This window comes from Streptomyces chiangmaiensis, assembly GCF_036281785.1.
GTDB classification, from domain to species: Bacteria; Actinomycetota; Actinomycetes; order Streptomycetales; family Streptomycetaceae; genus Streptomyces; species Streptomyces chiangmaiensis.
This window is the reverse complement of record NZ_JAYWVC010000236.1, coordinates 1-11,467: the sequence shown is the minus strand read 5'-3', so window position 1 is coordinate 11,467 and position 11,467 is coordinate 1. Positions and strand designations below refer to the sequence as shown.

Annotated in this window: 12 protein-coding genes; 8 read left to right on the top strand and 4 right to left on the bottom strand. The window is 66.9% G+C overall.

The annotated features are described in order from the left end of the window. Positions 1-318 precede the first annotated feature (318 nt). The 4 genes from VXC91_RS37655 (at position 319) to VXC91_RS37640 (ending at position 2,511) form a co-directional block, all read left to right on the top strand. Positions 319-477 (top strand): hypothetical protein, encoded by a 159-nt coding sequence (locus VXC91_RS37655; protein ID WP_329511857.1) that lies wholly within the window; start codon positions 319-321, stop codon positions 475-477. Between the two features lie 74 nt (positions 478-551). Next, complete coding sequence (gene dcd / locus VXC91_RS37650; RefSeq protein WP_329511856.1) at positions 552-1,127, top strand: dCTP deaminase; 576 nt, start codon at positions 552-554, stop codon at positions 1,125-1,127. Positions 1,128-1,134: 7 nt separating this feature from the next. Continuing rightward, positions 1,135-1,644, top strand: a complete 510-nt coding sequence (locus VXC91_RS37645) for a phosphoribosyltransferase (RefSeq protein WP_329511855.1) — start codon at positions 1,135-1,137, stop codon at positions 1,642-1,644. Positions 1,645-1,866: 222 nt separating this feature from the next. Beyond that, on the top strand, positions 1,867-2,511 hold the full coding sequence (locus VXC91_RS37640; RefSeq protein ID WP_329511854.1) for an SMI1/KNR4 family protein: 645 nt from the start codon (positions 1,867-1,869) through the stop codon (positions 2,509-2,511). Between the two features lie 270 nt (positions 2,512-2,781). On the opposite strand, the gene VXC91_RS37635 is transcribed toward VXC91_RS37640, so the two are convergent. Next, complete coding sequence (locus VXC91_RS37635; RefSeq protein WP_329511853.1) at positions 2,782-3,324, bottom strand: GNAT family N-acetyltransferase; 543 nt, start codon at positions 3,322-3,324, stop codon at positions 2,782-2,784. Between the two features lie 127 nt (positions 3,325-3,451). On the opposite strand from VXC91_RS37635, the gene VXC91_RS37630 reads away from it, so the two are divergent. After that, positions 3,452-4,375 (top strand): DUF2690 domain-containing protein, encoded by a 924-nt coding sequence (locus VXC91_RS37630; protein ID WP_329511852.1) that lies wholly within the window; start codon positions 3,452-3,454, stop codon positions 4,373-4,375. Positions 4,376-4,408: 33 nt separating this feature from the next. On the opposite strand, the gene VXC91_RS37625 is transcribed toward VXC91_RS37630, so the two are convergent. Continuing rightward, positions 4,409-5,299 (bottom strand): Yip1 family protein, encoded by an 891-nt coding sequence (locus tag VXC91_RS37625; RefSeq protein WP_329511851.1) that lies wholly within the window; start codon positions 5,297-5,299, stop codon positions 4,409-4,411. A 352-nt stretch (positions 5,300-5,651) separates the two neighbouring features. Here VXC91_RS37625 and VXC91_RS37620 point away from each other — a divergent pair, with 352 nt between their 5' ends. Both VXC91_RS37620 and VXC91_RS37615 read left to right on the top strand, forming a co-directional pair. Continuing rightward, complete coding sequence (locus VXC91_RS37620) at positions 5,652-6,410, top strand: class I SAM-dependent DNA methyltransferase (RefSeq protein ID WP_329511850.1); 759 nt, start codon at positions 5,652-5,654, stop codon at positions 6,408-6,410. Further along, complete coding sequence (locus VXC91_RS37615) at positions 6,407-7,330, top strand: phosphotransferase (RefSeq protein ID WP_329511849.1); 924 nt, start codon at positions 6,407-6,409, stop codon at positions 7,328-7,330. Before VXC91_RS37620 ends, VXC91_RS37615 begins: the two co-directional genes overlap by 4 nt. Positions 7,331-7,572: 242 nt before the next feature. Here VXC91_RS37615 and VXC91_RS37610 read toward each other — a convergent pair whose 3' ends face one another. Next, the gene (locus VXC91_RS37610) at positions 7,573-8,451 is read right to left on the bottom strand and encodes a glycosyltransferase family 4 protein (protein ID WP_329511848.1); all 879 of its coding nucleotides are present in this window, start codon (positions 8,449-8,451) and stop codon (positions 7,573-7,575) included. A 1,133-nt stretch (positions 8,452-9,584) separates the two neighbouring features. Between VXC91_RS37610 and VXC91_RS37605 the strand changes: the two genes are divergently transcribed. Then, positions 9,585-10,457 carry a class I SAM-dependent methyltransferase gene (locus tag VXC91_RS37605; protein WP_329511847.1) on the top strand — a complete coding sequence of 291 codons (873 nt, stop codon included), beginning with the start codon at positions 9,585-9,587 and terminating at the stop codon, positions 10,455-10,457. Between the two features lie 140 nt (positions 10,458-10,597). Here the strand turns inward: VXC91_RS37605 and VXC91_RS37600 are convergent, their stop codons facing one another. Beyond that, entirely contained in the window at positions 10,598-11,389 is a 792-nt protein-coding gene (locus tag VXC91_RS37600; RefSeq protein ID WP_329511846.1) for a class I SAM-dependent methyltransferase, read from the bottom strand. Between the last annotated feature and the right edge of the window lie 78 nt (positions 11,390-11,467).

The window sequence follows — 11,467 nt, the reverse complement described above, 5'->3', positions numbered from 1 at the left end:
GCGCTCTCAGCTTGGGAAGCTGATGTTCTACCATTAAACTACACCCGCGTAAGACACTCGTTGATCGGTGTCGCAACGCTCGCTCACTGTACCTCATGTCGGACCCCCGGTGCTCAGGCCGTGGGGTCCGTAGTCGTTCCAGGGCGTGGATGCGGCTGCGGTGGGCCGGAGTTGGGGCGTACGGTGGGAGTGGTGAAGAGGGGCCGTGTACGGCCGGAGTGCCGCCTGGAGGGCCGTCCCTTTCATCCCGTAATGTGCTTTCGTCGTCCGTCACGCCAGTGAGACGAAGGCTCTTGGGGAAGGGACTCAGAGGACTTGATGGAGCGCACCGTCGTCCGTTGTGCCGAGGGGCACGTGTTCAGCACCGCTTCGTTCCCGATGCAGCAGGCCGAGCGCCTCGGCCCCGGCCGGCTCGTCCGGTGTCCGCGCTGCGCCCGGCTGCGCAGTGTGGTGCCGGTGGCCTTGGAAAAGCAGTAGCGGCCCACAGCGGTACCGGCGCGCGGAGCCGCCACGATTGTGGCGGCTCCGCGCGCCTTGCGTATTCTCGGGGCGTGCTTCTCTCAGACAAGGACATCCGGACCGAGATCGACAAGGGTCGGGTCGTGATCGACCCGTTCGATCCGACGATGGTGCAGCCCTCGAGCATCGACGTGCGGCTCGACCGCTACTTCCGGGTGTTCGAGAACCACAAGTACCCCCACATCGACCCCTCCGTCGAGCAGGCCGACCTGACGCGGCTCGTCGAGCCCGAGGGCGACGAGCCGTTCATCCTCCACCCCGGGGAGTTCGTCCTCGCCAGTACGTACGAGGTCATCACCCTGCCCGACGATCTCGCCTCGAGGCTCGAGGGCAAGAGTTCGCTCGGGCGGCTCGGGCTCGTCACCCACTCCACCGCCGGGTTCATCGACCCCGGCTTCTCCGGGCATGTGACGCTCGAGCTGTCCAACCTGGCCACTCTTCCGATCAAGCTCTGGCCGGGCATGAAGATCGGCCAGCTGTGCATGTTCCGCCTGAGCTCGCCGGCCGAGTTCCCGTACGGCAGTGAGCGGTATGGCTCGCGCTACCAGGGGCAACGCGGGCCCACGGCCTCCCGCTCGTTCGTCAACTTCCACCGCACCCAGGTGTGAGCGGGACATGACCGACGTACGAGAGAACCTGACCTACGAGGACTTCGGCCACGCCGTCCGCGAGCTCGCTCAGACGATCGCCGACGACGGGTATCAGCCCGATATTGTGCTGAGCATCGCGCGGGGCGGCGTCTTCGTGGCCGGCGGCCTCGCATACGCCCTGGACTGCAAGAACATCCACCTGGTCAACGTCGAGTTCTACACCGGCGTGGGCACGACGCTCGAGATGCCGGTGATGCTCGCCCCCGTCCCCAACGCGATCGACTTCACCGACAAGAAGGTCCTCATCGCCGACGACGTGGCCGACACGGGCAAGACGCTCAAGCTGGTGCACGACTTCTGCCTGGAGACCGTCGCCGAGGTCCGCTCCGCCGTGATCTACGAGAAGTCCCACTCGCTCGTGAAGTGCGAGTACGTGTGGAAGCGCACGGACGACTGGATCAACTTCCCCTGGAGTGTCTTGCCTCCCGTGCGTAAGTCGGGCGAGTCGATCACCCCTTCGAAAGAGGCGCTCTAGATTCGTTCGGGCGTTCGACGCTACATTCCGACCTCCTGACCTGGACCCACCCCAGCCGCCACCCTTCTGGCCTGCGGGTCAGCGGGTGGCGCCCGTCGTCGCCTGTCATCGTTGAGTCCCCTCCAACGGCCCAGAGACGGCCCAGCCGGATGTATCGGGGTCACGGCCACCGTCCGGCTGTTCCCAGGAGGTTGTCTGCAGCAGGTGGCAGGATGCCGTGCCATGACCGCACCGATCAGTGAGTCGTGGACGCGAATCGAGAACTGGCTGGCCGAGCACGCCCCGGCGACCTGCGCCGCGCTGGCGCCGCCCGCGGATCCGTCGGACATCGCCGCGACCGAACGCGTCATCGGCCGGCCACTGCTGAAGCCCTTGGTGATGTCGCTGCTGCGGCACGACGGTCTCCTCGATCAGCGATTCTCGCTGCTGCCAGGGTTCTACAAACCGATGAGTGCACGCGAGACAGCGGCTGCGTGGCAACTTTTCACCGGCTTCTACGACAAGCGCGCGGCGGATGAGAAAGGAGAGGAGGCGGACTACGACTTCATGAAGATCGGGGTCAGCAGCGTCCTGTACGGACACCCGCAGTTGATCCCCATCGCGCGGGACGTCGGCGGGGGTTACCTCGTGCTGGACCACCGTCCCGAGATCGACCGGGGGCGCGTCCACGAAGCCGAGGCCGTGGAAGGCATTATGCGCGTATCACACGAGATGTGGACGTCCCTGCCGGTGCTCATGGAGGCGATCGCCACGTCTCTCGAGACCGACCACCCGCTCAACAACTACACGCCCGTAGTGGACGAGGAGCAGAGGCTGTACTGGGACTTCGTACCGCTGCGCAGTGATCGGACCTTGCATCGGCCATAACGCGGCAGCGGACAGTGAGGTCGGTGGAGTCGATGACTGAGTCAAGGCGACGGTGGTCGGCCCGACAGGGCGTACCGGCGCCAGTCCGAGGCCAAGGCTTTGAGCTCTGTGCCCATCATTGTCAGGTCGATCATGTGGGACCGCCGACGTAGGCCAACCCTGCCTGTGCCTGGCCTTGCTGTGCGCCGAGGTCGGGCCTGGACCGCTGCTGTTCGTGCCTGTTGGTGTCAGCCGCCATTGTCTCCCTTGAAGCCTGGTCGAGGCGGAGGGTCAGGGGCGGTTCAGACCCCACGTCTGTAGGGCGTAGGGGCGCCCCTTCTCCTCACCCGTGATCAGCGGCACGTCGAGCAGGCTGAAGCCCGCCTTGGTGGCCACGGCGACGCTGGCGGCGTTCTCGGCCTCCAGCTCCAGGATCACCTGCCTCGCGCCCAGCTGCTCGAAGGCGTAGGCGGCCATCACCCGCACCGCCCGCGCCGCCAGCCCCTGGCCGCGGTGCGCCGGGCCGATCGCGTAGCCGAGCTCCGTGCCCTCGGAGGCACGCCGCAGCATCACCTCGCCGAGCGGTGCGCCGCCGTCGACGGTGATGGCGAGCAGGATGGTCGTGCCGTCCGCCCGCAGCTGCCGGTCCCGGTCGAGCCGTGCGCGGGCGGCCGCTTCGTCGAAGGGGGAGACGATCGGTGTCCAGTACGCGATGTCGGGGTGGTCGAACAGCTCCGGCATCGCGGCCAGGTCCTCCTCCGTCCAATCGCGGAGGACGAGGCCCTCCCCCGACAGCTCGATCCGCTCAGGAAAGGACGACGTGGTGCTGCTCATGGTGGGGGACCTCCCTGGCCTGTTCAGAACGAGGCAGGATAACCGGGGGCAGGCGAAGGCTCACCAGTATTTTCCGGGGATCCGTCCCGCACTGCGCCCCCTCTGAAACCGTGCGCGGAAGACTCCTATGGGGAGCTGCCCCGGCGGCCCGTACGGGAGGGCACGCGACGGCGGCCGGCACGGGACGGTGTTCGGCACGCCACAGCGTGTGGACGAACCTCGGTGGGGACGGACGTCCGAGGCACATGGCCGAGAGCCCGCATCCGAGTCGCCCGGCCGGGAGCGGCCGTGGAATCAGCCGGCTGGAGTCGGCGGTGGGAGCGGGAGAGATGACGGACAGCGGCGGAGCACCGTCAACCGACGGCTCGGGCGACGGTTCCGGCGCCAGCACCGTCACAGGTCCGGGTGGAGCAGGCTCCAGCCCGGCCACCGGCCTGGTCGCACGCTTGCGGGCGTGGATACGCCGTCATGGCCCGCAGACTCTTGTCGGCTCGATCCTGGTGACCGCGGTGGGCGCCGCGATCTCTGTGCTTCTGACCGCCGCGCTCGGCGATGGCGGCGGCGAAAAGAGCGCGGGCCGGACCGAGGGGGCCGTACGGACGGTGGGTGCGTCCACGAGCGGGCGACGGCACCGAGCTGCTCCGGCGAGGGGTGCGAGGGGCTCGATCCCAGGATCACCGGGTGCGGAGATGTGGCCAGGACGCTCCAGCAGGAGTGGGTCGGCACCATGCACCTGGAGATCCGGTACAGCCCGGCTTGTCACCCGGTGTGGGGCAAGCTCACCGGCGCCGAGGTGGGTGACACCGTCGAGACACGGACGTCGCCGACCCGCGGGCAGATCGCGACGGTCATCACCGGCCGTACGAAGTACACGCCGATGCTCCCGGTGCCGCAGGCCTTCACTGCCCAGGCAACGGCGGTCGCCGTCAATCCGAAGAAGCACGAGGCGCCGCACGGCCATGTGATGGCCGTCGGGGCCGACGCCGCGATTGTGCCCTCCGCGACGACGACCCCGACCGAAATCCGGACCCCGGCCGAGGCCGGAGGATGAACCTGGAAACCCAGAAGTCCAGAAACGTAGAACCTAGAACGTTCCCAGCTTGATGATCGACAGGATCGCGATCAGCTGGATCGCAGACGCGCCCAGGGCCTTCGGCCACGGCAGGTCGTGGGACTTGGACACCATCAGCGTCAGCAGCGCACCTGCCCCGACCCAGGTCGCCCAGCCGAGGACCTGGACCAAGGGCGCGTCGCCGCCGAAGAACATCGCGACGACCAGGCGCGGTGCGTCCGTGATGGACATGATCAGCATGGAGAGGCCGACCGTGGGCTGCCAGGCGCCGTCGCCGCGGAGCTGACGGGCGAGGGTGTGCGTGACCACGCTCAGCACGAAGGAGCTGACTACGATGGCCACGGCGGTCGTCAGCACGATCGGGATCGCGTTCGACAATGTGGCGCTGATCGCGTCCTGGCGCGCGCCGTCGAAGCCGAAGACCGCGAGCAGGCCGTAGAGGAAGGTCACGATCAGGGCGGGGCCCCACATCGTGTAGTCCCGCATCTGCAGGAAGGTGTGGGACGGGGACAGCAGGATGCCCCGCAGCAGGTCCTTCCAGTGCAGGCGCGGACCGATCGGCGGTGCCGAGGCCTGACCCGCACGGTACATCTCGCCCGCGTTGTAGGGGTCCTCGCCGACCGAGAACGCCTGGGTGTGGCCCGGGTTGTTCGCCGCGTACGGATCGGCCGCCGGGAAGTGGCCGTGGCCGTCGTCGCCGAAGTACTCCGGCTCACCCTGGCCGTGGGATGCCCGCCACTGCGGCCCGCGGCCGTAAGGCTGTGCGCCCCCGTGCCGCTGCTGCGGCGCGGAGGGGTAGCCGTACGTCGGGCCCTGCGGCACCTGCCGTCCGTACGGGGGTTGCTGCGGTCGCGCTTGAGGAGCGCGGCCCGCCCGGTCGCGTCCGATCCTGAATCCAGCCACGTCTTCGAACGTACCTGGTCCCGGAGGGCCGTGTGTGGGCCCGGGGCAACAGGGGCGGCTTTGGGGCCGAGCTGTGACATCCCCTAAGGGCACCTGAAGGCGAGGATCCGGGAGTTTTCATGAGGCTCTCGGGTTTGTGGCGGGCTGCCCCGCTCGCCGGTGCGCTCCGCGGCAGGGGCGACGAGCAGGGGATCTTTGCGCAGCGTCCCCCACAACCGCTGAAGTCGATCGACGGCCGTGCGGGTGACTTTGCCCGTCGGAATTCCCGGGCCGGCGGTTCAGCCCACCTAGGGTGATGGGGTCCGTGTCGAGACTCGGACTTCAGGCCGGTCGACAAGAACGGAATCCTGGCATGATGCGCTCGGGCTGGAGCGACTATGGAACGAAGTTCGCCGACGAGGAGAGCGTAGAGACCTACACCCGCCTGTACGACGAGGGCACTTATGACGACTACGTGTGGTCCCGTGAGTGTCCGGTGGTTGTCGAGTCGCTGCGACGGGAACGGGAGCGGCGGCGCCGTCTCCGTATGCTGGACTTCGCTTGCGGCACCGGCCGCATCCTCGCGGCCGTGGACCACGTGGCGGACGAGCTTACGGGCGTGGATATCTCGGCCGAGATGGCACGGCGCGCCGCCTCCGCGATTCCCAGAGCGAGTATCAAGGTCGGTTCCGTTCTCGACGAGGACTTGCTGACCGGTCCTTACGATGCCGTCACCGTTTTCCGTTTCTTTGTCAATGCTCCCCAGGAACTGCGGCTTCCCGTCCTGCGTAAGATCAGACAGCATATGGAGCAGGGCGGCCTGCTGATGTTCAACAACCATGGCCACTGCCCCAGTCTGCGCTCCCTCGCCGTGCGCGTACCGAGGCCCAGGCCGCAGGCCCCTAATGAATTGAGGCATCGGGACATCGTCGAACTGCTGAATGCGTCGGGATTTCGCATTGAGCACCGGTACGGCTTCTCGCTGTTTCCGTCGATCTTTCACCGTCATCTGCCGGCCTCAGCCCTGCGTGGAATCGACACCGTCGCCGCATCACCGGTTCTTCGGCGGTTTATGGGGAGGGTGATGATCGAGCAGTTGTACGTCGCCAGGGCCGTGGGGGCACCACGGTGAACGTGGGTTCCGAGTGGCGGCGTGGTCTGGTCCGCGCCGGCCCCTTGGGGCGGCGTGTCGGCCTGCGGACCACGGGTGGACACGGGGGCGCGGTGGCGGCCCGACTCATCGACCGGCCGTCGCGGCGCCTTGGTCGTGCGGCCGCCTTGCTCGATCAGTTCGCCGTACGCATGAACGTCGGGCCGCGGGTCCCGAATCCCTTGGCGGAAGTGGCGTCGGAACTGCGGATGTTCTTGAAGGATGCGGACGGTGCGGCCTGCATGCACTCGTCCATGCCCGGACGGATCATCGCCGCACTCGTCTCCGGGGGAACTCCACGTCATGTGCTGAAGATCGGGCAGGCCGACGACCGTCCGCTCCGCAATGAAGCGGAGTTCCTCGCAAAGGTTTCCGGGGTAGGGCTTCCCTTCCGGGTCCCGGAACTGGCGTACGCGGACTTCGTGGGTGAGCACTACGCAGTGGTGACGCACGCCTGGAGCCATGCGCGGCTTGCGGGTCCGCTGACACGGGACGAACTGCTGGGCATCACCGAAGTGCTGGCCACGACGGGGGCGGACACCGGTTCTGTCGTCCACGGTGATCTGGCACCGTGGAACATTTTGCGGACCCCAGAGGGGATCGGCGTCATCGATTGGGAAACCGCGATGGTCGCGGACCAACCCCTGCGGGACCTGATCCACTACTTGGTGCAGGCCGGTGCCATCCTTCGGTGGGCCGATGTGCCCACCGTGGTACGGGAACTGACGCATCCGCGAGGACTGGTCTCCGAGCTCGCACACCGACTCGGCCTTGCCCGACAGCAGACGAGCGAGGCGGTGGGTGCGTATTTCGCCAGCTGTCCACCGGTGCACGTCAAGCATGTGCGCTTCTTTCGGGACAGCGTTGCGACTGCGGTAGGAGCACCGGCACAGCAGTCATAAGGTGGAATCGGCCTGGTGCGGACCGATGCGTCGCGGCAGACGCCTCGGCCGTCTCTCCGCTGCCGTTCTCGCTCTGCGCCGGCGACGGCCGATCACCGTCCGTGGCGGCGTGATCCCAAGTGTAATGCAGGAACATGCGGCGCGGCTCCTGGTTCGGGCTGTGCAACCATTCCTGTCCGGCTCTTGGACACACCGTGGTACCCGGCTGCCGAGGCATACCGCCACTGTTTGTATACATTTCGTCAGGATGTTTGTGCCAGCTGGGATTCCTCCCAGAACCGTACGAACGAACGCTCTACGCTCTCCGGCTCGTACAGCCCCCGCAGCTCAGCCCATGCCTTCTGCTGGCGGCTTCGGATCCCCTGGAGGTCGTCCCGGCACGCCATGAGAAAGTTGGCTACCGAGTTCACAGTGGCCTCCACCGGGTCCACGCACCCCTGGCTGAAGAGTTCGGCGCACCCCGAAGAAGGGGTCGCCCCGACAGCACACCCTGCTTGGAGCCCTTCGAGCAGCACGAACGGGAGTCCTTCGGCCCAGCGGGCGGGAAGCACGAACGCATCGACCTGGGCCCAGAAGGACGTGACGTCCGCCCGCTCGAGGACACCGAGGTCCTCATCCACGCACGACATGTCAGCGGCTGACACGTCCAGGCGCATCCCGGCGACGCGGAAGTCCACCTGTACGCCTCGGCCTTTCAGCATCTCCACAGCGTCGCAGAGCACGTCGAAACCTTTTGCCCGGCACATCGTGCCGAGCCAGCCGACACGCAGCACGCCGGGGGGACCGGGGCGACGTGAAGTGACCGTCAGCGGTGCCGGGTTGCGTACCACCGTAATCGACCTCGTACGGCAGCCGGAGGACCGCAACTGTGCAGCGACCTCCTCGCTCAGGACGATCCAACGGGCTCCGGACAGGGCCGAGCGCAGCAAACGGCTCGAGGCCAGCCGGTCCGGCAACTGCGCGCCGTGAAGATGCAGCACCCGTGTGGCTCCGGCCGCCCTGGCGAGCATGGTGATCAGGACGTCACGCGCCAGGGGAATGCCCCATTGGGAAACCGGGAGGTAGACCGCGTCCGGGGCAGCGGACAACAGAATGCGGAGGCAGCGCAATACGGCGGCCACGGTGGCGCGTGCCTGCGCGGACCGGGCAGCTTCGAAGTGTGCATATCCGGACCGTTCCGCGGAAAGGCATACGACTTCCGCCGCGCGGCACTGCGCCTGAAGGATTGGCGTGAAGAATTCGGCAGCCCGTCCCATCCCGCCCAGATCCGCGCTTTGTCTCAATACCAGAAGGTGCGGGCCAGATGTGGATGGGTGCTTCTTGGGAGTCGGGACGAACATTTCCATCTCTTGGCGAGAGCGGAGTCGAGTGGCCCCATGAGATCACCCCCCGCATCCGTAGTCCAGGACAACACGTCCTCCTTCGTGTCCCTCTGCGTGCCGACGAGAGCGTGCTCATGAACACTCCCACGCATAGGGATTGCGACCTGCCGTTGTCCCGGTGGGTGACATCGCTTATCAGGTCACACGCGGGGTCGGCGTCCCTCGTGAGTGACCACGCGTGCACCAGTCCCCGGCCCGGCTCGGGGCCGTGCGACGATCCAGGACGCCGTCGTGACATATGGTGAACCACAAACCGACTATCCGGGACTTTGGTGTGACGTCGGGTATATCGGGCTGGGTATCTGGCTCAGTCGGTTATATCGGTCTTGTAGCGGGCTGCCGGCGCCCGCCCGCAGGATATCGGTCAGGGAGGGACGCCTCATGGCGTCGCGCTTGCGGCCCTCTCGGGTGTCAGTCTCATCATGCTCAGCGGAAATGCTCCGGTCTGCTCCTACGTCATGGCGTCACTCGGGGTCATGGTGGGACCCACCATTGCCGACCGGGGATACGCCGACGAGCACACGCGGTATCGCCCGACGACGGATTCCGCAGGCGCTCATCCGCGTGTCATGGCTCAGCCCGTTCGGGCAGAACCGGCAGGCGGACTCATTCGCCTGCGCTCGAAGAGATCGCGCGCGTGCCCACGGCCCAGTCAGCACGGGCGGATCGTCCGAGCGTGATAGATCAATTCGCAGAGACGGCGAAAGCCTCCCGTGGCCGCGAGAGGCCATCTGGCGATCGCAGGTGCCTTCGCCGTTCAGCTGTCGGGGTGCGGCTGGTGCCTTCCGGCCGACCCGCTGTGTGCCCATATGCCTGACATCAGAGTGCCTCACCGATCCCTGCCACGTTCCCGCAACGATCTGGAGATTCCCTTGCGGCAGTCAGACATCCAGGATTTCTGGGCGGCCCACCCGTGCGGCGACAACGTCTTCGGAGTGCCGGGCGGAGACGGGCACGAGGACTATGAGCTGTTCTTCACCCGGTACGACGCCGGCAAGTACCGTCTCGAGTCCCACATCCCGCAGTGTCTGGACCGTCTGGACATTGCGGGACGACGGGTGCTGGAGATCGGGCTGGGCCAGGGCGCAGAGTCTGAGCAGCTGATCCGCAGGGGCGCCCGCTGGACAGGAGTGGACCTCACCGAGACGGCCGTCCGGCGCACGGGGATGCGGCTCGCCCTGCGCGACCTGCCATACGAAGGACTCCAGCAGGCGAGCGTGCTGGACCTGCCGTTTCCCGACGACTCCTTCGACCTCGTCTTCAGCCACGGCGTATTGCACCACGTGCCCGAAATCCTCACCGCACAGCGGGAGATCCATCGTGTCCTCAAGCCCGGCGGCGAGCTCATCGTGATGCTCTATGCGCGCTGGTCCGTCAACTATCTGCTGTCGATCGCCGTGGTACGGCGCGCGGCGCTGCTGGCGGCCTACACCCTCGTCCGATGCGGACTGCTACCCACGCCGCACTCGCTTCTCGGCGCGCACATTGTCAACGCCCGTCGCCGCGGCCTCCTGCGGTACCTGCGGATGTCCGACTTCGTGCACCGCAACACCGACGGGCCGGACAATCCGTTTTCCAGGGTCTACGACGTGCGGCGGGTCCGGCGGCACTTTCCCCTATTCGAGGTGCGCGACGCCGAGAAGCGGTTCATGCACGCGCCACCCCTCCCTGTGCACGGCATGATCGGCGAACGGATGCTGGGCTGGCATCTGTGGCTGCACCTGAACGCCAAGACGTCGCCGTGAGGTCGTTGTAGGCGCGAGTGAAGCCCTCGGGTCCCGGACACTCAGCATTCGTCCGTGAATCTCCGGGAACGGGGGTAAGGGCCGTCCGGCGTTTCCGGCTGCCCGAGTGCTTCGACGCCCGGAAGGGCGGCAGGACCGCCTCAGCCGGCGCAGCAGGCGCGGCGTACGAGCAGCTGGTGGTCCGGAACCACGTGCGACTGCAGCCGGCGCCGCAGCCATGGGTGGATGTATCGGTGCAGCCGTACGGTGCGGGCGAAGGTTCCCTTGCGGAAATCTTGCCTGGTCAGCAGGTGCAGAGTGTTCGCTGCGTGGTACGTCATACCCAGGCGCTCGGCGAGCTTGTGCATCGTCTGCGGGGCGTAGAAGGAGATGTGCTGTCCGGCCTCGGGTGCGAGATACCACCAGGATGGGTTGGCGGTGAGGTCGTGGAGATGCTGGGTGAGGATGAACGAGTCCGCCCCGGTCTCCTGCAGACATGTGTCGACGAAGGCGAGCGGATCGGTGACATGTTCCATGACCTCGACGGCGGTGACCGCGGTAGCCGCCCCCTGTCGGCTGCCGTCCCACTCGAAGCCCCTGGCGAACAGGTTCTGACAGTGGGCGTCCTGCCAGTAGACGTTCAGGCCCACGTCGCGCAGCAGCCGCACCAGCAGTCCGTATCCTCCGCCGTAGTCGACGTAAATGCCGGCTGGGCTGAACATACGGGCCAGCACGGAGGCCAGCCGGGGATACAGAGACAGATTGCGTTGTACCACCCCGGTGTCGATTGCCGCGACGGCCTCTGAGTACGCCTCGTTCAGCCAATGAGGCTCGTCGACGAACCAGAACGCGCAGTCGGTGCACATGAGGTACGTGGCCTTGTGGCGTCTGAGTACGGTGCCGCGGTGAGTGACACGCGTGGTGCCGCCACAGATCTTGCAGGAGGCGGTCATGCGATCACCTTGCTGCCGACGGCCAGGGGCGACCGCTCGGGCGTCTCGGGGATCGAGGAACGCAGCAGCGGATTGAGT

Excerpts from the sequence above, each read along its gene's own strand:
- VXC91_RS37620 (WP_329511850.1), top strand. The coding sequence starts at position 5,652 with ATGATGCGCTCGGGCTGGAGCGACTATGGAACGAAGTTCGCCGACGAG.
- VXC91_RS37640 (WP_329511854.1), top strand. The coding sequence starts at position 1,867 with ATGACCGCACCGATCAGTGAGTCGTGGACGCGAATCGAGAACTGGCTG.
- VXC91_RS37655 (WP_329511857.1), top strand. The coding sequence starts at position 319 with ATGGAGCGCACCGTCGTCCGTTGTGCCGAGGGGCACGTGTTCAGCACC.
- VXC91_RS37635 (WP_329511853.1), bottom strand. The coding sequence starts at position 3,324 with ATGAGCAGCACCACGTCGTCCTTTCCTGAGCGGATCGAGCTGTCGGGG.
- VXC91_RS37645 (WP_329511855.1), top strand. The coding sequence starts at position 1,135 with ATGACCGACGTACGAGAGAACCTGACCTACGAGGACTTCGGCCACGCC.
- VXC91_RS37600 (WP_329511846.1), bottom strand. The coding sequence starts at position 11,389 with ATGACCGCCTCCTGCAAGATCTGTGGCGGCACCACGCGTGTCACTCAC.
- VXC91_RS37630 (WP_329511852.1), top strand. The coding sequence starts at position 3,452 with ATGGGGAGCTGCCCCGGCGGCCCGTACGGGAGGGCACGCGACGGCGGC.